General features: G+C 66.1%; 18 protein-coding genes and 3 pseudogenes. 16 read left to right on the top strand and 5 right to left on the bottom strand.

What is annotated here, in order from left to right; all coding sequences use genetic code 11:
* The first annotated feature begins 87 nt into the window (after nucleotides 1–87).
* From OG876_RS01675 to OG876_RS01665, 3 genes and pseudogenes are all read left to right on the top strand, one after another.
* On the top strand, nucleotides 88–1,155 hold the full coding sequence (locus OG876_RS01675) for an IS110 family transposase (RefSeq protein ID WP_328526844.1): 1,068 nt from the start codon (nucleotides 88–90) through the stop codon (nucleotides 1,153–1,155).
* 14 nt (nucleotides 1,156–1,169) lie between these two features.
* Nucleotides 1,170–1,361, top strand: a pseudogene (locus OG876_RS01670) (transposase); the annotation flags it as partial.
* Between the two features lie 4 nt (nucleotides 1,362–1,365).
* Nucleotides 1,366–1,659 (top strand): annotated as a pseudogene (locus OG876_RS01665) (integrase core domain-containing protein); the annotation flags it as partial.
* Here OG876_RS01665 and OG876_RS01660 read toward each other — a convergent pair.
* The 5 genes and pseudogenes from OG876_RS01660 to OG876_RS01640 form a co-directional block, all read right to left on the bottom strand.
* Nucleotides 1,637–3,208: a S8 family peptidase gene (locus OG876_RS01660; RefSeq protein ID WP_328522934.1), complete on the bottom strand. Its 1,572-nt coding sequence runs from the start codon at nucleotides 3,206–3,208 to the stop codon at nucleotides 1,637–1,639. The pseudogene OG876_RS01665 and the gene OG876_RS01660 sit on opposite strands and share 23 nt — an antisense overlap.
* 155 nt (nucleotides 3,209–3,363) lie before the next feature.
* Complete coding sequence (locus OG876_RS01655; RefSeq protein ID WP_328522933.1) at nucleotides 3,364–3,951, bottom strand: hypothetical protein; 588 nt, start codon at nucleotides 3,949–3,951, stop codon at nucleotides 3,364–3,366.
* A gap of 81 nt (nucleotides 3,952–4,032) precedes the next feature.
* Nucleotides 4,033–5,090: pseudogene (locus OG876_RS01650) on the bottom strand (IS256 family transposase).
* Between the two features lie 70 nt (nucleotides 5,091–5,160).
* Nucleotides 5,161–5,643, bottom strand: a complete 483-nt coding sequence (locus tag OG876_RS01645) for a hypothetical protein (RefSeq protein WP_328522932.1) — start codon at nucleotides 5,641–5,643, stop codon at nucleotides 5,161–5,163.
* A 365-nt stretch (nucleotides 5,644–6,008) separates the two neighbouring features.
* Nucleotides 6,009–6,272 carry a hypothetical protein gene (locus OG876_RS01640; protein WP_328522931.1) on the bottom strand — a complete coding sequence of 88 codons (264 nt, stop codon included), beginning with the start codon at nucleotides 6,270–6,272 and terminating at the stop codon, nucleotides 6,009–6,011.
* A gap of 420 nt (nucleotides 6,273–6,692) precedes the next feature.
* On the opposite strand from OG876_RS01640, the gene OG876_RS01635 reads away from it, so the two are divergent.
* From OG876_RS01635 to OG876_RS01580, 13 genes are all read left to right on the top strand, one after another.
* Nucleotides 6,693–6,896: a hypothetical protein gene (locus tag OG876_RS01635; protein ID WP_328522930.1), complete on the top strand. Its 204-nt coding sequence runs from the start codon at nucleotides 6,693–6,695 to the stop codon at nucleotides 6,894–6,896.
* The gene (locus OG876_RS43890; RefSeq protein WP_442914086.1) at nucleotides 6,859–7,962 is read left to right on the top strand and encodes a toprim domain-containing protein; all 1,104 of its coding nucleotides are present in this window, start codon (nucleotides 6,859–6,861) and stop codon (nucleotides 7,960–7,962) included. The genes OG876_RS01635 and OG876_RS43890 overlap by 38 nt, the downstream gene beginning before the upstream one ends.
* 199 nt (nucleotides 7,963–8,161) lie before the next feature.
* Nucleotides 8,162–9,001, top strand: a complete 840-nt coding sequence (locus OG876_RS01630) for a hypothetical protein (RefSeq protein ID WP_328522929.1) — start codon at nucleotides 8,162–8,164, stop codon at nucleotides 8,999–9,001.
* Between the two features lie 128 nt (nucleotides 9,002–9,129).
* Complete coding sequence (locus OG876_RS01625; RefSeq protein ID WP_328522928.1) at nucleotides 9,130–9,876, top strand: hypothetical protein; 747 nt, start codon at nucleotides 9,130–9,132, stop codon at nucleotides 9,874–9,876.
* Between the two features lie 58 nt (nucleotides 9,877–9,934).
* On the top strand, nucleotides 9,935–10,105 hold the full coding sequence (locus OG876_RS01620) for a hypothetical protein (protein WP_328522927.1): 171 nt from the start codon (nucleotides 9,935–9,937) through the stop codon (nucleotides 10,103–10,105).
* A 1-nt stretch (nucleotide 10,106) separates the two neighbouring features.
* Nucleotides 10,107–10,727 (top strand): hypothetical protein, encoded by a 621-nt coding sequence (locus tag OG876_RS01615; RefSeq protein WP_328522926.1) that lies wholly within the window; start codon nucleotides 10,107–10,109, stop codon nucleotides 10,725–10,727.
* Between the two features lie 28 nt (nucleotides 10,728–10,755).
* Nucleotides 10,756–11,679 (top strand): hypothetical protein, encoded by a 924-nt coding sequence (locus OG876_RS01610; protein WP_328522925.1) that lies wholly within the window; start codon nucleotides 10,756–10,758, stop codon nucleotides 11,677–11,679.
* 38 nt (nucleotides 11,680–11,717) lie between these two features.
* Nucleotides 11,718–12,008, top strand: coding sequence for a DUF6112 family protein (locus OG876_RS01605; protein WP_328522924.1), 291 nt, complete (start codon nucleotides 11,718–11,720; stop codon nucleotides 12,006–12,008).
* A gap of 134 nt (nucleotides 12,009–12,142) precedes the next feature.
* Nucleotides 12,143–13,240 (top strand): hypothetical protein, encoded by a 1,098-nt coding sequence (locus tag OG876_RS01600; RefSeq protein WP_328522923.1) that lies wholly within the window; start codon nucleotides 12,143–12,145, stop codon nucleotides 13,238–13,240.
* Nucleotides 13,241–13,242: 2 nt separating this feature from the next.
* Entirely contained in the window at nucleotides 13,243–14,670 is a 1,428-nt protein-coding gene (locus OG876_RS01595; protein WP_328522922.1) for an SCO6880 family protein, read from the top strand.
* A 170-nt stretch (nucleotides 14,671–14,840) separates the two neighbouring features.
* Complete coding sequence (locus OG876_RS01590) at nucleotides 14,841–16,067, top strand: ATP-binding protein (protein WP_328522921.1); 1,227 nt, start codon at nucleotides 14,841–14,843, stop codon at nucleotides 16,065–16,067.
* A 1-nt stretch (nucleotide 16,068) separates the two neighbouring features.
* Nucleotides 16,069–17,841: a type IV secretory system conjugative DNA transfer family protein gene (locus tag OG876_RS01585; protein WP_328522920.1), complete on the top strand. Its 1,773-nt coding sequence runs from the start codon at nucleotides 16,069–16,071 to the stop codon at nucleotides 17,839–17,841.
* Entirely contained in the window at nucleotides 17,838–18,251 is a 414-nt protein-coding gene (locus OG876_RS01580) for a hypothetical protein (protein WP_328522919.1), read from the top strand. The genes OG876_RS01585 and OG876_RS01580 overlap by 4 nt, the downstream gene beginning before the upstream one ends.
* The last annotated feature ends 650 nt before the right edge of the window (nucleotides 18,252–18,901 follow it).

The following is an 18,901-nucleotide window of genomic DNA, read 5'->3' as shown; positions in this document are numbered from 1 at the left end:
GTGACCCCTCACAGTGCTGCCGCGACTAGTGACCTTCGTCCAGGCCGATGCCTTCCGCGTTCATCCTTGGCTGGAAGGACAACCACAATGGCCATGCTCGCAGACGACTACGACTTCGTCATCGGGGGCGATCCGGACCGCGACACCGTCGATCTCGCGGTGCTCGACACCAGGACGGGGCGAGTCCACGCACACCTGGCCGACGCCGCTGACGGTGCAGGCTATCGACGGATGCTCGCCTGGGCCGGCGAACACGCTCCGGGTCGGCGGATCTGGGCGCTGGAAGGCACCGGCAGCTTCGCCGCCGGCCTGGTCGCGTTCCTCGTCGATGCGGGTGAAACGGTTGTTGAAGTCGGCGCGCTCAAGCGTGCCCGCGGAGCCAAGAACGATCGGATCGACGCCATCCGCGCGGCTCGCCAGGCGTTGTCACGCGACATTCAAGGCGTGCCACGATCCGGCGGTCTGCGGGAGGCGCTGCGGATGGTTTTCGCTTGCAGGGAAGGAGTTCTGGTCAGCCGGACGCAGGCAATCAACGAACTCAAGAGCCTGATCGTGGTCGCGCCAGAACTCCTGCGCGCCGAATTGCGTGGCCGCTCTCTAGCCGCTCAGCTCAGCAGCATCGAGCAACTCCAGATCCCGGCCGCAGCGCCTGTCCAGGATCACTTGTCGTTGTTCACGTTGCAGTCGATCAGCGCCCGGATCCGGTTCCTTTCCGCGCAGCTCGCCGAGCTGGATCCGCAGCTGCTTGACCTGCTCAAGCAGCACCCGGCTGGACCGGCCCTGCTCGCTGAGGCCGGAGTCGGCCCCGTCGTGGCGGCGCAACTGCTGATCAGCTGGTCCCACCACGGCCGGGTCCGCCACGAGGCCGCGTTCGCATCCCTGGCAGGCGTCGCCCCGCTGGAAACAAGCAGCGGCCAGAACTCCCGACACCGGCTCAACCGCGGCGGCGACCGCGCCCTGAACCGAGCACTGCACACCGTCGCCGTCACCCGGATGAGATGCCACCCAGAGACCCGCGCTTACGAAATCCGACGCAGCGCCCAAGGCAAGACCCACCGCGACATTCGCCGCTCGCTCAAACGCGCGCTGGCCCGACGCCTCTACCGAACAATCGAGACCGCAACCCGCCTCCACCACACCTCTATCGCCGCTTGACAAACATAGGAGCGTCCAACGGCCTGCTGCGGCAGTACTTCCCCAAAGGCACCGACCTGTCGCGGTGGTCCGCCGAAGACCTCGAGGCCGTCGCTCACGCGCTCAACAATCGGCCCCGCAAGATCCTCGGCTGGAAGACTCCCGCCGAAGTCTTCGAAGAGCAACTACGCTCGCTTCAACAACCCGGTGTTGCATCGACCAGGTGAACTCGCCGTCTACACCTCCAACGACTACGCCCGACTCTGCACGAGCCTGGGCGTTACCCAGTCCATGGGCGCTGTCGGGACCAGCGCCGACAACAGCCTCGCCGAGGCGTTCAACGCCACCCTCAAGCGGGAGGTCCTCCAGGACAACAACTCCTGGCCCGACCAGGCCACCTGCCGCCGCGAAGTGTTCCGGTGGCTCGCCAGATACAACACCCGCCGACGGCATTCCTGGTGCCGCTACCAGTCCCCGAACACCTACGAAGCCCGCTACCCCGCTACGCTCCCGTCAGCGGCGTAATCCACCATCCGTGTCCACGAACCGGGGGTAAGGCCCATGGAGCCGTCGTCAGTGATCCGTCGAATTGCGACGGCATCAGCCATCTGGGCAGATTAAGCACCGGCTGTCTTTGGTGGAAGACTTCGTCTTGGGCGGTCAGGCTGACCAGTTCCATTTTGCTGGACTGGCTGCCGTCTGCACCGGCGGCGACCGATGCGTAGTCTTGGCCGTGGGACGGGGTCCATTGCGTGGGCCAGGTACCGGCTTGGGCGTCGAGTTGGGTGCCGGTGAACATGTGTCCGCCGAGATCGGTGCTGCCGGTGGTTGACTTGTCGGCGGTGGTCCCGAACAGCGTCAGTACTCCGTTGTCGTTGCGTGCGAGCGCAATGGTGGTCCCTGTGCGGGGTGAGGTGGGCCGGGCGAACAGCAGCTTGTTGGGCGTCAACCCATCACCGGGCAGGCCCTCGATTTTGTCGCGGGTTGACTGGGCGTCGAGTTCGGCGGCGATCTGGGCCGGCGACGCGGCCGCGAACTTCGGTGTTCCCAGCAGCAACGCGACCGTGCCGGTGACATGTGGCGCGGCCACCGAGGTGCCGCTCGCGGTCAGGGGGTCGGGATCGATCTGGTTCGGGTCGATCGGGTTATGGTGCCCGATTCCGCCGATCGAGACGATGTTGTCGCCGGGGGCGAAGATGTCCACGCAGCCGCCCCAGTTGGAGCCGTGGGTGGCGTCGACAGTCAGCATTCGATCGGAGGCGTCGGTAGCGCCGACATTGATGGTGCCGCCAGCGGAGCCGACAGGGTTAAAGCAGGCATCCGCGTTTTCGTTTCCGGCCGCGGTTACCACCGTGATACCGGCAGCGATGGCGGCCTTCTCCGCATCGATGATGCCCTGCGACTGGCCACTGGGACACGGAGCAGGCACTCCGTCATCCATGCAGGTCGACGACATGCTCAGGTTGATCACTGCTGGTTTCTTCGCGTGCGCGATGACCCAGTTGAAGCTGGCGGTAATGACGGTGTCATCCGCTGCGGTGCCGGCACAGTCGAAGGCCTTGACCGGGACAAGTGAGACTTTCTTGGCGACGCCGTATTGAGTCCCGCCAACGATGCCTGCGACCAAGGTGCCGTGGCCGTTGCAATCCTCCGTCTCGGTCTGGCCGGTCTTGCCGGTGATCGCGTTGAAGCCTTCCTCGACTCGGCCGTCGATGTCGTCATGATTCCGGACGTGGATGCCGGTGTCGATGATGTAGGCGTGGACGCCGGCGCCGGCCGACCCGATGTAGTTGTAGGCGTGGTCCACGCCTGTCCGCTGGTCGAGGCGGTCCACGCCCCACGATGGTGGCCCAATCTGCGAGGTCTGTGGCTGGTAGGTGTGTTCTTGTTCAACGTATTTGAGGTCGGGTTCGGAAGCGAGTTTTCGCGCTTGCTCCGGGCTCAAGGTCGCGGAGAAACCTTGAACGGCGCCTTCGAGGACACGGGCGAGCTTTCCGTCGTGTCCGCTCGCAAGGGAACGAGACCGCGCGGCGACGCCGTGCCTGCGAACCGACGAGTTGTCCTTGAGCTTCACGAAGTATTTTCCAGGGATAGCGCCGCCGGAATCCTTCCCGAGGACAACCGGTTCGCGGGAAGGAGCGAGTGATGCTGACGCTGGCCCCAGCGTCAGCATCACCACCGCGGGTACCACCAGCGCTACGAACCCGGCAGCAGCGCGGGGTCGCGATCTCAAGAAGTTGGGCACCGCAGATTCCTCTCGGGCGAAACCAATCCTTCCAGCGGATGGGTCTTTCCGGTGGTCCAGCTGTTCGTGGACCAGGGTGGCGAGTCTGGGTGGCAACTGGACGAACTTGTCGCCGATGCGTAGATGTAGTCCGTCGCCGCGTTGGTCGACGTGCTCAGCAGCCAGGCGGGAGATCGTGCCATGGTGAGGCCGAACAGGAGTGTCAGCGCACCGCTGAGGCGAACATCGAGTGGTAGGTCGGTGTCGTTGAGGCACCGCTGGAGTTGCTCAGCATGCTGCTGATCGTTCAGATACTGGCCGGCGGCCTTGCTCTGGCGGCGAGGGATGTGCAGGTTCGCGCTCAGGTGCCGCTTGGTCGTCCAGGCGATGAAGGCCCCGATGTCGTATCTGCGTGTCGGCCCGCTGGTGAGCCAGCAGTCGAGGCTGTGCTGGTCGACGGTGCCCAGGGACAGCGTGCGTTGCTGTATCCAGTCGAGAAACTCCAGTCCAGCGAGGATCTGGTTTCGGGGTGTTTCGGCCGAGTAGACGGTCAGCGGCCGGCGCTGCGCTCGCCTGCGGGCCTTGGGCAACAACTGCCAGTGGGTAAATGGGCGGATGAGGTGGGCATGATCTGGTCGTCCGGCCTGTTCCCGTTCGCCGAGCAGGCGATCCAGTTAGGGGCCGATCCTGTCGAGGGCCTCGTCGCGGCCGGGAAGTACTCCGGTATGAACCAGCAGGCCGCGCAGGTAGTGCGCGGCTTGGACGTGAGCGACTCGGTCGAGGTGGTCGTGGGTGATGAGTTCGGGATCGGCGGCGACCTCGAGGAGCAGTCTGGCGGCTGGGCATCCGCCGAGCCAGTGGTCGAACTGCTCGTGCACTGCGTCCTTGTCGGGTTGGTCGTAGACCGAGTGCAGCAGCGTCTTCACCCACGGCCAGCTGGCCTTCGGGGTCACCGACATCAGGTTCGCGGCGTAGTGGGTGAGCGCTGCCAGCCCGCGCCGGGCAGGGTCGCACCGATCGCCTGCACGAGGCCGGCGTGGGCGTCGCTGGTGACGAGGCGGACACCGGACAGGCCACGCGCGGTCAGGTCCCGCAGGAACGCCAGCCAGCCGGCGCCGTCTTCTGCCGAGGTTACTTGCAGGCCGAGGATTTCGCGGTGCCCGTCACCGTTGACGCCGGTCGCGACCAGGGCGTGCACGTTGACGACCCGGCCGCCTTCGCGGACCTTCAGTACCAGCGCGTCCGCGGCGACGAACGTATACGGGCCGGCGTCCAACGGGCGGGTCCGGAACTGGTGGACCTGCTCATCCGGCTCGGCGGCCATCACCGACACCTGCGACGTGCTCAACCGGGTGATACCGAGGGTCTCGACCAGCTTCTCCATCCGGCGCGTGGACACGCCCAGCAGGTAGCAGGTCGCGACCACGGTGGTCAGGGCTCGCTCGGCGCGGCGGCGCCGTTCCAGCAGCCAGTACCTTCCCGACCGTAGCTTGGGGATCGTCACGTCCACGGTGCCGGCCCGGGTGTCGAAGTCGTGGTGCCGATACCCGTTGCGCTGATTGGTCCGCTCCGGGCTCGGCACGCCGTACGGAGCGCCGCACTGCGCGTCGGCGTCCGCGCCCATCAACGCGTTGATGAACGTGGTGAGCAGGTCGCGCAGCACATCCGGCGACGCGCTCTCCAACTGGTCGTGCAGGAACAGGGCAGGGTCGATACTGGTGTTCGCGGTCATCGCGTGAGTTCTCCTTCAGAAGCACTGTGAGAGGTCTTCCAAAGGATCACGCGATGACCGCCTCAAGCATCTACGCCACGCCCGTCACCAGGCCTGCCGTACACCACTCTGCTGAACGCCACTCCGGCTTGAGCAGTTTGAACGTGGCACTCACAGTGATGGTCAGTCGTTGCCGGCTCATGAAAGACCCATCTTCTGGGCCTACGCCCGGCACCGCGCCGACTCCGGTCAGCCACACACCGCCATGTGAAGGCTGAATCGCCCCGAGTTGGTCAGCGATTTGGCGAGCGATGTGGCCGGCTTGGTCGAGGGCTGCGGCGGTGGTTTTGCGGAGGACGTGGGAGCGGATCCGAGCGAGCTTGTCGGGCTCGGCCGGTTGGAGGGCTGCCTTGATCTCGGCTTGGAGGGTTGGGGAGTTGAGGCTGCCGTGCCACTGCGCACCAAGGCGCGAACCCAAGCGGCGGTCGAGCTGCGAACCATATCGACCTCGATTGCGTGGCGGACTTCGGCTGCGCCAACGCGCGAGGAACCCGCGGGCGATCAGCCGGCTCATGCCTGTCCGAAGGGATGCAGCTGCACCACGTCGGGGAGTCCTGGATTTCGGGTTCCGGGTTCTGGGTTGGCGGGTGTGGCGCGACGCTCGGACAGGTGAACCGAGTTCGGGTAACGGTCGACGACCTTCGCAGAGCCGTCGAGACCGACATACGGCGGAACTGGTCTGACGCGGCCTGGGGCCGGTGGCTCGAGGCAGCTGCCGTACTTCGAGATCAGTCGTTTCGCAATGTCGTGCTGATCAAGCTGCAGATGCCGAGTGCAAGCTGGGTCGACGGACGACCGGGCTGGCAGCGTAGAGGACGTCACGTCGTCCGGGGTGCGTCAGGCATCAGAATCGTTGCTGCGACCTCCGAGGTGGACCGTTCAGCAGGTCCGGTGCAAGGGCATGGTGTCGCGACCGTGTGGGACGTCAGCCAAACTGTCGGTCGACCGTTTGGAGTGGTCCCGGCCCGCCCCCCGCATGAGGCCTTTGCCGCTCTGCGAGAGGTTGCGATTGCCGGCGGATACAGCGTCGAGCGTGGTCCTTTGCCGTCGTACGCCGGCGGAGCCGAGACCGCTGATGGCCGGCGGCAGATCGTTGTCGCTGACGATGTCGACGTACCGATGGCGGCTGTGAGCCTTGCTCACGAATTGGCGCACCTGCGCATGCACAAGCGCTTCCATGGCGCGAGCTGCCACGGCGTCATGAGGCTGGAAGCGACGTCAGCCGCGTACCTGGTCCTCTCGCGGCTTGGATGCCTGCCCGACCAGCCATCGGCGGACCTGATCGCCAGGACGACAGGCGTGGTCAGTAGGACGCCACCTGTCCGACTGATCGAGACACTAGGCGGCAGGGTCGTAGCGACCGCGAACCGTCTGTACGACGCAGCCGAGCGGCACCTGCCACCCCCGCATCTCCACTCTGCCAAACCGACTCTTCTCACCGACGTTCCAGAAGCGTCGAGATCCAGGACTCCTGGACATCCTGATCCGGGTTCTGATCGCGGTCCTACGCCATGACGCTGACTCGAAGACGTTGCTGTCAGCAACGCGCGGAAGGGGAGTGTCATGGATCGAGTGCCAGACGGGGAAGCGGACGCGCGGCCGGACGAGTTGGGGCTGCCGAGGTGGTCGATCCGGCGGGCGATCGAGTTGCTGGATGAGGGGATCGACCGGATGGGGGAGCAGCTGACGCGTTCGGCCGGTCTTTGGGGTGACTCGCCGGCTGAGACAGATGCGCCCACGGATCCGGGTGTTCCTGAGCTGCCTTGAGGTGATTGGCGCGATGAGCTGTGACGATCGCCGGTTGATGGCGGTACAGATCGCGGCGGGGCAGTTCTTCCGTCATCAGTTGCTGCAGTCTGGTGCCGGTTGGGCGGCTGCCCACTTGACGCGGCGCGGGCTTGGGCACGTGCTCAGGTCGACCTCGAACTGGAAGATCGGTTACGCCCCCGATGGCTGGGCACACTTGGTTGACCACCTCAGATCCCAGGGTTTCGACGACGAGGCTCTGCTGGCCTCGGGGCTGGCGAGTGCGACCAAGAAGGGGTACTTGGTCGATCGGTTCCGTGATCGGATCATGTTTCCTGCCTGGGATTCGGGTCAGGAGTTGGTCGGATTCGTGGGGCGTTCGCGGGGTGGGCGGGTGAAGTACTTGAACTTGCCGGCGACGCGTATCTACCAGAAGGCGCACACGCTCGTTGGCCTCGCGGAGCAGCGTGATCTGTTGGAGAGCGGGGCAACGCCTGTCTTGGTCGAGGGACCGATGGACGCCGTGGCGGTGGATGAGTTGAGCCGGTTGACCTCTCGCGGCTGGGCTGGTCTTGGTGTGTGTGGGACGGCGTTGTCGTCGCACCAGGTCTCGATGGTTCGCCACTACTCGGATAGTGACACCGTAATTGTGGGAGTGGACGCAGACGGTGCCGGGAGCATCGCCGCGCGAAGGTGGCTCGATGACCTGTCGGCGGTCTTCAAGCGTGTGCAAGTGGCTGAGTTCCCGTCAGGGAGTGACCCGTCCTCGCTGCTTGAGACGCCCGCGGGTGCTGATCGGCTCTTCAAGGCTCTGAGCGAGCCCAGACCGCTTGCTGAGCTGGCGATCGAGGCGGAGGTGGCTCGGTGGTCACCAGTCCTGGATCACATCAGCGGCCGGGTGAATGCGCTGCGCCGGGTTGCTCCTCTGGTGGCGAGGTTGCCGCAGGACCGGGTGGCGGCTCAGTTGGCGGAGCTCGCGAAAGGTCCTGCATCTCGACCAGGAGATCGTCTCGCGCGAGGTCCTCGAGTCCGTCGGCCGCTCTGCGCGTCGACGTCGGCCGCACTCACCGCCGTGCCCGATCGCTGACACGGACCTGCCCGATAATCTCCCAACGCCTTGATCCGGTAGTCCCCGATGTCGAAATCCGGGTTCTTTGTCGAGCCGTCGGAGACGACCTTCTTAGCCAATGAGTGGTTGGTCTACGGAGGTTGTGATGAATGCTGTGTCCTCGGATTCCGAAAACGTGCTGATCAGCGGTGAACGTCAGCGAATGATGGTGGCGAACATGGCTGCGGCCAGGTTCTACCGGCGAGAGTTGCTCAGGGCAAACGTTGGCTGGCCGGTCGAGCAGGTCCGGGAGCGCGGTGTCGGGGAGGTCCTGCGAACGGACTCGTCGTGGCGGATCGGGTACGCGCCTGACTCGTTCACCCGGCTCACCGATGACCTGCGTGAGAAGGGATTCGATTTCCGCACGCTGATCAGGGCCGGCTTGTCCGAGTGGACCGACGAAGGCACGGCTGTTGATGTGTTTCGTGATCGGCTCATGCTGCTTGCGCGGGATGAACGGCTCGATCCTGTCGGTTTCGTCGGCGTCGGACCGGGTGTGAGGCCGGAGTACTCGGCGTCGCCGACGACGTTGATCCACCGTCCGTCGAACGCATTGGTCGGGATCGAGGAGCAGCTGGACATGCTGACTGAGGGAGCGTTTGTCGTCGTCGTGAACGATCCGTTGGATGCGGTCGCGATCGAGGGTCTCGGGCGCCTGGCGGGTGAGCGCTGGGCGGGCATTCCGATGTGTGGTTCGCAGCTGTCATCGGCACAGGCGAAGACGCTGTACCGCTACACGGTCACGGATACCGTGGTGGTTGCCTTGGACGGCGATCTGGAGTGGCGTCGTACGGCGATCGCCTCGCACCCTGACCTGTCCTACTTCTACAAGTGGGTCCGCGCTGTTGAGATCCCGGATGGTCAGTCCGCGGCGAGTTTGCTGAAGACCGAGAACGGCCCGCAGCGTCTGTACGACGCGATGGTCGCGACGCGGCCGTTGGCGGACTACAAGCCGGGTCGTCAGCAGCTTCCGGAGTTCGACAGTCCTGGCCCGTCGCCGACCGGCCCGTCGCTGTGACGATATCCAGGACTCCGGGACTTCGTACTCCGGGTTCAGATCCGATCCGCTCCGGCCGAGATTGGTGCCGACAGCAAGCGTCAGCTCTCGGGGCCAGGGGTCCGAGGCATCGGGAACGGAGTGAGCCAGTGACTGAAGAACTTCAGGCGCTCCTGGCCGCCGCAGCGGACTCGGGGTGGGCGGAGGGGCCGTCGAAGCGGCTTGCCGCCGCCATCGAGGAACGCATCGTCGCGGAGTTGCCCGGCCGGCTTCGGGCCGCCCTGGGCCATGACGAGGCGGCCCAGATGGCACGTGTCGTGGCGTGGGAACGCTGCCGTCGGTTGGCCGAGAAGCTCCCCGGCGGCCGAGTGTCGTGGGGGTACCTGGCGAACATGGTGCGGTGGCGGCTGGCCGACGTGGTACGTCAGGAAGCCAGACGCCGTCAGCGGCATCCGTTGCTGGACTTCGTACCTGAATCCGTGGAGCCGAGCATGCTCGCGGAGCTGGGCCCGCTGCTCGATCGCATCGGTGTGCGGTTGGAGAGTGCCGGGCTCCCGGTTGGCGAGGTACGGCGGCGGCTGGTTGTCGCGGCTGATGGCCCTGGTTTCTCAAAGCACGCGATCACGTCACGCCTGCGGGCCATCGGCGTACCCAGAGATCAGGCCGAGGGCTTGGCGTGGCTCCTCCACAACGGACCGATCCGGACGTCGGCTCTGTCGCGCCTCGCGGCTGGGCAGCCGCCGGATGTGGTCTTCGCGGATCCGGTTGTCCGGCGGTGGATCGACCAAGCTGCCGGGAGGTCACCTCGTACGTCGTACCGATCCAGAAGGTTCGGTCGGCCGCCGGGTGCGTCGTGGCATGACGGTCTCGGACTGGGACTCGCTCAAGCAGCCTGACTCGAAGTTGCCCGGCGAAGTTACTCGGGGGTCACGAGGGCTCAAACGTTGAGCTTCCATGAACAACCTGGACAGGCATCGACGCCGCCGGAACTGGCTCGTTCGGTACTACCTCGCCCAGTTCCGCTTCTACCTGCGCCTGCAGGCCGCCGTCGGCATCATCCCCGCGCCCGTCGCGCGCACACTCATCGCTCGGCTCCGGCCGGCGAAGACACGAAGGGAACTCTGACATGCGTCGAGTCACGAACTCGAAGCTCGTCGTACCGATCGTCATCCTGATCCTGCTCGTCGTCGTGATCTTGGCGGTCGTGATCAGTTGGCGAGACGCCCCGCAGGTTGCTCATGGCGAGCCAGATCAAGCCAGTCCCGACCAGGTGACTGGTACGTCGACGCCAGGTCCGATGCCGTTGTCGGTTTGGGTACGGCCGGCTACGACGGATCCGGCGGAGTACGCGATCGCGTTCGGTACGGCGATCTGGACCTACGACACGGCGGTGCACACCTACGCCCAGTGGCAGAACGTCGTCTCGTCGTTCGCGGACTCGCTGGAGGCGCCCGACTCGGCGCCGATCGCACGCAGCATGCTTCCGTACGCCAGCCAATGGGAGGAGCTGAAGGCTCACGGGGCACGGGCGAGCCTGCGGGACGTCACGGCGACGACGACACCCAAGCTGGAGGCGTTGGCCCGGGATCCCAGAGCGCCGAAGGGCTGGCATGCTCTCCTCGTACGCGGAACGCAGGACAACGTGGTCGACGGGGCGACGACCAGGACTGAGCGGCATCTGACAGTCAGCGTGATCTGTCGGCCAGAGTGCACGTTCTGGTCGGCCACCAACGAGCTGCCGCAGTGATCCTCAAATGATCCTCAAGCTCGTAGCCGTGGGCACTTTCCTGGCGACAGCCGTCGGCCTGGTGACTCCGCTCGTGAGCGTGGCGACGGGACAGGGCGCCTGCGAGGCGCACCAGACCTCGAAGGCCTTCAGCCTCGACGCAGAGCAGGCCTCCAACCTGGCAGTGATCGTCGGTGTCGGCGATCGCTACGGAATGGGCGAAGCCGGCAAGGTCATCGCGGTCATGACAGCCATGACCGAGTCATCGCTGCGGAACACGGTCCGAGGAGATGCAGTCGGTCCAGACTCGCGCGGGCTGTTCCAGCAGCGTGACGGCTGGGGCCGGCTCGAGGTCCGCATGGACCCGGCCGGTGCGGCAGGATTGTTCTACACGGCGCTTGCGAATGTGCCTGGCTGGACAGCGATGAAGCCGTGGACAGCTGCGCAGGAGGTGCAGCGGTCGGCGTTCGCGGACGGCAGTAACTACCGCAGCAACTACGAGCCGGCAGTACGGCTCGTTAATTCAACAACCCGGGTCGTCGACGGTTGCGACAGTTGGGGTGCTGGCGGCACAGACCAGCTTCCTGGTGCCGACGCGGCCGTTCGCCGGGCACTCGACCTCGTCGGTAGCCGTGGCTACTACCAGCTGTGTGCTCGCTTGGCGTCGAACATCTGGGGCCGTTCCAACGCCGGCTACTACTCGGCAGCCGAGCAGTGGAACCAGATGGTCACCAGCGGGAACGCCCACCCCGGCGACCGGCGGCTGCCCGTCGGTGCACTGCTGTTCTGGGCGACCCAAGGACCCTACGGGCACGTCGCGGTGTACGTCGGCAATGGCCAGATCGTGTCGAACGACATCGGCGACCGGGTGCCCGGCCAGGGCGGCGTGTACCTCGTCGACGTCGACGCAATCGAGAAGCAATGGGGCGCCACCTATCTCGGCTGGGCGCCACCGATCTACCCGACCACCTAACCAACCCAGTGGTGCTGTCCGGCACCAGGAGGCAACGCATGCTCAGCAACTTCGAACTCCAAGATCCCGGAGTCAGTCCCAACTCCAACGGTCTTCCCGGCCTGCCCGCGCTGCGCGAGATCGTCGGTGCGCTGCAGACCTTCAGCCTCGTCGTCTGCGTGGCCGCATTCGTCATCTCCGCCGTCGCGTGGGCGATGGGTAGCCTTGGCAGCAACTCGCACTATGCGGGCCGCGGCAAGCTCGGCTGCCTGATAGCAGCAGGCGCAGCGATTCTGATCGCCTCGGCGAACCCGATCATCCGCTTCTTCAGCGGCATCCAGATCGGCTAGGGCCGGTGATGGCGTGGAGTGATTGCCTCCTGAACCCGGTCGGCTGCGCCGTCGGGGATCTGGGCAACAAGGCCGTGAACTCAGCATGGGATTCGTTCCTCAGATGGTCTGCGAACGGCCTGTCCGACTTGTCGGTGACCGTGTTTCAAACGTTCAGCACCAGCACGTCGCCGACGTTCGACCAGACGTGGTGGAATGACAACCTGGACCTGATGGTCGGACTTTCGCTCCCGATCCTCGTCGCGGTCTTCATCCTGCAATGTGTCTCCGCCGTGATCCGTCGCGAGCCCGCCCGCCTCGGCCACGCGGCCGTCGGCGCCTTGGTCGGAACGGCCGGAGTGCCCTTGGCCGTCGGTGCTATCGCGACCTGCGGACAGGTCGTCGACGAGATCTCTACAGGCATCCTCGGCGGGAGCACCGCAACGAATGGCATCAAGAGGATGACCGACATCACGGTGTTCCTGACCGCACCGACGCTGGGCGGCATCCTTCTCCTGGCTGTTCAGCTCGGTCTACTTGCGATGTTCTCGCTGTACTTCGTCATGCTGATCCGCGACGTCGCACTGGTTGCGTTCGTCATCTTCGCGCCCGTCGCGATGGTCAGCTGGACCTGGTCGGCGACCCGCCATTGGCTTCGGCGATGGATCGAGATCGTCGGCGCGCTGTTGTTCTCGAAGATCGCCACGGCGCTCGTCTTCACCCTCGGCTTCTCCGCGATCGGGGCGCCCGGACAGGACAAGGCACCGAACATCGGCACCTTCATCGCCGGCATCCTGCTGGTCGCGATGGCGGCATTCGCCCCAATGGCGACCTACTCGTTCATCCACTGGGCCGGAGACCAGGGCCAAGCAGCCACGCGCATCCTCCAGCAGGGCGCAGCCGGAGTCGAGGCGGGCAAGGACCAACTCGAACGCCTGCAGCAGTGGGCCGCCGGAGACTTCAGCGGCTCGGACAGCGACGACTCATCACCGGTCGTCGGCGGCGATCAAGATTCCGATGGCGAGTCGACAGCTGACAGCGGTATCGACACCAGCGAGCACTCCGATCAAGTGACAGACCCTGCCGACTCGCAGCCTGCGGCGGACTCGGCGGCGCAGCCTGAGGCCCCGCCGACAGGAGGCTCGGATTCAGGGGGCACCGTCACCGCGGTCGCAACCAGCGAGGTGTCGGTCGACGGCGACTCCAGCGACCCAGGAGACAGTCCCAGTTCGGTGTCGGAGCAAGGAGACTGACGATGTCCAACGCACTCTCGGCACGATTCCCACGGCCACAGCGGAACTCGCTGCTGCTCGGTCTGCGACCGATCCAGGTAGCGCTGGTGATCATCGGCATCGTCTCGTCCCTGACCTCACTGCTCGCCGGCTGGCCGGCGGCGATGCGGATGGCAGGCATGACCACCACAGTCGTCTGCGCAGTCACCGCATTCGGACGCTTCGAGGGACTGCCGGCCTACCGCTGGGTCGTCTTGCGAACAGCCCATGTGCTCCGCGGACTCCGTAGGAATCAGTCGTACCGGGCCAACCTGCTGGCGCCGCGGCGTCACGGTGTGCTGCAGCTGCCGGGCGAACCCAGCCTGCTGCGGATCCTGGACACCCGATCGTCGATCGGCGCAGTCCACGATCCGCTCCGCCGTCGGCTGATCGCAGTCGCGAAGATCGGGGGACCCGCACACCTCCTCCAGAACTCCGACGAACAGGACCGGCGCGTGGCAGCGTACGGCAGGATGATCGCCGGCTTGTGCCAGAGCAACCGGATCGCCAGAGCGCAGATCCTCGAGCGGACGATCCCAGATCCCGGTGACGGGCTGGGCGACTGGGCCCGCAAGCGCGGTCTGGACGCATCGAGCCCGGCGGGAGCGATCTACCGTGACTTGCTGCAACACGCGGCGCCTGCCGCGGCCAGGCACGAAACGCTGTTCAGCTTCGCGTTGAACCTGGATGCGGTGTCGAAGGAGGTCCGCAAGTACGGCGGGGGAATGGCCGGAGCCATGGCCGTCCTGGACTCGGAGTCCCGTGCATTCCAGACCTCCTTCGCGGCAGCCGGCGTCGCAGGCGTCTGGCTCAACGCCACCGACCTGGCCACCAGCTTGCGAGTAGCCTTCGACCCTGCCGCGACGCGCACCCTCGTCGGCGGCCTCGACCCGGTGGACGCGGCGCCTCTCGCGGTCGATGCGACCTGGGACCACCTGCGGACCGACTCCTCGTTCCACCGGGTGTACGTCGTCACCGAGTGGCCCCGGCTGCGGGCGACACCGTCGTTCCTGAGCCCGCTCCTGCTCAAGCCGGGGATCCGGCGGACCTTCTCGCTCGTACTGCAACCGGTCCCGATCGGCAAGGCGCTGCGCGATGCCCGTCGTCACCAGGTCGAACGGGTCACCGATCGCGCGACCCGCAAGCGTGTCGGGCAGATGGAGACCGAAGAGGACCGTCAACTCGACGCCGATGTCGCGCAACGAGAGAAGGACCTTGCTGCCGGGCACGGCGACGTGCGCTGGATCGGCCTGATCGCGGTGTCGGCGGACACCGAGGATGCCCTCGATGAGGCGTGTACCGAGATCGAGATCGCGGCATCGCAGGCGTTGCTCGACGTACGACGTCTCGTCGGCCAACAGGTCGAAGGGTTCCTCGCCGCGGCCCTGCCGTTCGGGGTCGGTCTCGGATGAAGGCGAACGCTGGGTGGTTCGAACCCACCGAGACCGATCGACGAACCAGACGAGCCAATCGGCGAGCCAGCCGGGTTGCGTCGCGCCGTACGACGCCCGCAAAGCCCTCACCCGAGGACGAGCACGAGCCGACTCAGACTGTCGGCCTGCGTCGAAGGCTTCCGCTGCTGGTGGACAACCATCGCGCGACCACCAGAATCCTCCGGATCGCGTACCCGTTCCTGGCCGAAGGCGGGCTGGGCGCCACCGGCACCTACATCGGCAACGACGTCTTCAGCGGCGGGTCCTTCGTCTACGACCCGTGGGAGCTGTACCAGTCGCGCGTCATCACCAACCCGAACCTCCTCCTGGCAGGCGTGATCGGCAGCGGGAAGTCCTCGACGGCCAAGGCGCTGATCACGCGGTCCATTGCCCTGGGCCATCGGGCCTACGTGCCCTGCGACCCGAAGGGGGAGTGGACGGCGGTTACGGAGTCGGTCGGCGGATCGGTCATCAAGCTCGGCCCGGGCCTGTCCACCAGGCTCAACCCCCTCGACGCCGGCAGCCGTCCCGGCGGCCTCGCGGACGACGACTGGCGCCGAATCGTCCGGTCCCGCAGACGCGCTCTGCTCGGCACACTCGCCGAGTCCACGCTCGGCCGGTCGTTGTCCGCCGTGGAGCACACCGCGCTCGATGTGGCCGTCGACAGCGCGTCCCGGATTCCAGTACCGACGATTCCCGACGTCGTCGAAGCCCTGTTCTCGCCCGGGCTCGGCGATGGTACGTCGGAGGCCGACAGCCGAGAGCTGGCCCACGCGATCCGACGGCTCGTACACGGCGATCTGGCAGGCATGTTCGACGGCCCGTCCACGACCCGGTTCGATCCGTCGCTTCCGATGGTCTCCCTCGACTCCTCGTGGATCGGTGCCGGAGGCAATGATCAAGCGCTGCGCCTGACACTCGCCTGTGCCTCGTCGTGGCTGGAGGCGGCCGTCACCGATCCGGCCGGCGGGAGGCGGTTCATCGTGTACGACGAAGGCTGGCGCGTGATGCGGGACTCCGCCCTGCTCCGTCGCATGCAGGAGCAGTGGAAACTCTCGCGCGCGTGGGGCGTCTCCAACATCCTGATCGTCCACCGCCTGTCGGACCTGGCCGCCGTCGGCGATCTGGGCTCGGAAGCCCGCGCCCTCGCCGAAGGGCTGCTGGCCGACTGCTCCACACGGATCATGCTGCGGCAAGAACCCGACCAGCTCGCCCGTACGGCGACCCTGCTAGGGCTCACGGACGTTGAGGTGTCCACCATCGCCAAGCTCCCCAAGGGCCGGGCACTGTGGCGGCTCCCGAGCCGGTCGTTCGTCGTACAGCTCGTCCGGCACGGCCGCGAGGCTCGGTTGTTCGACACTGACGGAAGGATGTGACATGGACACCGGGGGACGATCTCCCAGAGATCTCTCGGACATGGTCATCGTCGGCGGCGCACTATTGCTGTCCAGTGCGGGGATCCTCTACCTCGCAGGCGGTCTCAGCAGCCTCCTGACAACGCACAAGTGGATTCACACACCTTGGGTCGGCGCGCTCAAGGTCGTGCTCAATCCGGGTGATCCTGCGCGGGTCTTCGGACTCTCGAGCCGAGCGTTAAATCCCGTCGTCTATTGGGTCGTACTAGCCGTGCTACTGATGATTCCGATTATGGGGGGAGCCGGCGTCCACTATCTATGGACGAAACGCCAGGCCGGCGGGGCACGTCGTGCCAGGTCTCTTGCCAAACGCCCAGGACTCGCCACCGCTGCCGATGTCGAGGCATCTGTCGGGCGTGGCCAGGTCGTGCGCCGCGGTCGGTCCGCGCGCCCCGCTGTACGACGTCCGCAACCGTCAGATGTGGGTCGATTTCTGGGACGATCCCACGGGCATGAGTGTTGGGCGTCGGTCGAGGATTCCGAGATCGCACTCGGTCCGCCTCGCTCCGGCAAGGGCCTCCACCAGATCATCGGCGCCATCATCGACGCGCCCGGTGCCGTCGTCACCACCTCCACCCGACCGGACAACCTCGCCGCTACCGTTGAGCTTCGCCGTCCCCGTGGACCGGTCGCGATCTTCGACCCGCAAGGCCTCGGGCAAGTCGGAGGCATCCGCTGGTCGCCCGTTCGTGGCTGCGAGAACCCGACCACAGCAATCGTGCGAGCCAGCGGGCTGGCCGCCGGTGCAGGATTCACCAAGGGTGGTGTGTCCGACGGTGCGTTCTGGCACGGACAAACGGAGATGGCGCTGCGTGGGCTACTGCACGCCGCGGCCATCGACGGTGCCGGTGTCGCGCAGCTCTACCGCTGGAGCCTCGAACCCGCCTCAGCCATAGAAGCCGTCACCATCCTCAACCGCTCGACCGACGCTGCTGAAGGCTGGGGCGACACGCTCGACGGCATCGTCCGCATGGACGGCCGCACCCGAGATGCGGTCTGGGCAGGCGTACGCTCAGCTCTTTCCGCCCTCGCCGATCCCGCCGTACGAAAGTCCTTCGACCCAGCAGACGGCGAAGGCCTCGATCCCAAGACATTCATCGCGAACCGCGGCACCATCTACCTCCTCGGCACCGGCATCGGTGCGAGCGCAACGTCGGCGTTCATCGCAGCCCTCCTCGAAGACATCACTGAGACGGCCCGACAGCTCGCCGCCGGCAACCCAGGCGGTCGCCTCGAGCCCCCGCTAGCACTCATCCTCGACGAGATCGCCAACCTGTGCGCAGTACCGTCACTGCCCTCCCTTATGGCCGACGGCGGCGGCTCAGGGATCTCGACTCTCGTCGTCATCCAATCTCTCGCCCAGGCGAGGGACAAATGGGGCGAACAGGCAGCGTCGGCGATGTGGGACGCCGCGACCCTCCGCCTGATCCTCGGCGGCTCCGCCCAACCCCGAGACCTTCAGGACCTCGCCGCCGTCTGCGGTGACCGCGACGAGGAGATCCGGAACTGGAGCCGAGGTCCCGACGGCAAACACACCATCTCAACCAGCACCCGACGCATCCCGATCCTCCCACCCGACGTGATCCGCACCCTCCCACTCGGCACCGGCATCCTCCTCGCCCGCACCGCCCCACCAATCCTCCTGAACATGACACCATGGCCCGCCCGTCCGGACGCAGCCCAGATCCACGCCAGCATCGCGCAGGCAAGCCGAGGCGGAAAGCAGATCGAATGAGTCCCCGCGACGACCTCCTGAAGTCCTTCGACCTCGCCACCGACGATCCGTTCATCATCTGCTGGCGAGACCTCGACGCACATGCCGCCACCGACGAACTAGAGCGACTCGACACCTGGGTCGTGTGGCTGGCAGGCCGCTACAACCTGGACCACAAGGTCACCCCACCCTGCTGGTCACACCACGGCGCCCTCGTCGAAGAACTGTCCGCCCTCCGTACCCTTTGGGAGGCCTCCTACCTCGAAGACGCCGCCCCGTCCAGCCCACTCGCCTTTCACCGCGAACTAGACCTCGCCCTCCGCCGCCTCCGCGAATGGACCTCCCGCATGGGCTGCTCGCGGACCGAACACCGCCCCGAAGCCCATGCGAAACAGTCGTTCGAGCCTGAATCGCCTTCGAAGATGGTGTAGATCTGTTGCTGCCCAATGGGGACTGGGCACGGAAGGCCTGGGATCGGGTCCTGACTGCAGATTCGTTGCTCATTGATGACCAGCGACATTTGCTGTTGGTCATCGCCTCAGGGAGCAGTGTGCACAGATCCTCGCGGCCTCCGTAGCACGGGGCAGAGCGCCGGAAGCTGGTGACCGGTTGGGCTGAGGCCACGGGAGAGGGCCGTAGGCCGATTTCGATCCTCGAGCACCGCAGCCGGACTCGCCGAGCGCCGACCCGACGGCACAATCGCCGCCACACTGCTCGTGTACGGAGCTGGTCAATTCGTGCAGCAGATGGTGAAGTCCCAGAAGGTCACGACCGGCCGGATGATCGAACCGAGGAAGTCGTGGCCGTGATCGCGTTCCGCCTGTCGGACGCGGCCGGCAACATCACGGGTGCCGACTACGGCATCGACGGCGGCACAATCAAGGCGGTCTGAACCGGCTGCCAAGGCGTTGATGCGGCGGCGACTCAGGCGAGCGGTGTCGACCGCCGATGAGATCTCGGTGTCTCGTCGTGAGACGTTGATCTTTCGGCGTGGTGAAGTCGGATGCCTACTCAGCGCCCTGCCGCTGACGAGCGCTGCACCGACCGCGCACCTCTATGACGCGCCAAGGGCTCGCTGGTG

This window comes from Kribbella sp. NBC_00359 (genome assembly GCF_036097425.1).
Taxonomy (GTDB): Bacteria; Actinomycetota; Actinomycetes; order Propionibacteriales; family Kribbellaceae; genus Kribbella.
Note: the sequence above shows the minus strand (reverse complement) of the source record. Positions and strands in the feature narration are given on the sequence as shown.

Coding starts and splice junctions, on each gene's coding strand:
- OG876_RS01675 (WP_328526844.1), top strand. CDS start 88: ATGGCCATGCTCGCAGACGACTACGACTTCGTCATCGGGGGCGATCCG.
- OG876_RS01645 (WP_328522932.1), bottom strand. CDS start 5,643: ATGAGCCGGCTGATCGCCCGCGGGTTCCTCGCGCGTTGGCGCAGCCGA.
- OG876_RS01635 (WP_328522930.1), top strand. CDS start 6,693: ATGGATCGAGTGCCAGACGGGGAAGCGGACGCGCGGCCGGACGAGTTG.
- OG876_RS43890 (WP_442914086.1), top strand. CDS start 6,859: ATGCGCCCACGGATCCGGGTGTTCCTGAGCTGCCTTGAGGTGATTGGC.
- OG876_RS01630 (WP_328522929.1), top strand. CDS start 8,162: ATGGCTGCGGCCAGGTTCTACCGGCGAGAGTTGCTCAGGGCAAACGTT.
- OG876_RS01620 (WP_328522927.1), top strand. CDS start 9,935: ATGAACAACCTGGACAGGCATCGACGCCGCCGGAACTGGCTCGTTCGG.
- OG876_RS01615 (WP_328522926.1), top strand. CDS start 10,107: ATGCGTCGAGTCACGAACTCGAAGCTCGTCGTACCGATCGTCATCCTG.
- OG876_RS01605 (WP_328522924.1), top strand. CDS start 11,718: ATGCTCAGCAACTTCGAACTCCAAGATCCCGGAGTCAGTCCCAACTCC.
- OG876_RS01595 (WP_328522922.1), top strand. CDS start 13,243: ATGTCCAACGCACTCTCGGCACGATTCCCACGGCCACAGCGGAACTCG.
- OG876_RS01585 (WP_328522920.1), top strand. CDS start 16,069: ATGGACACCGGGGGACGATCTCCCAGAGATCTCTCGGACATGGTCATC.
- OG876_RS01580 (WP_328522919.1), top strand. CDS start 17,838: ATGAGTCCCCGCGACGACCTCCTGAAGTCCTTCGACCTCGCCACCGAC.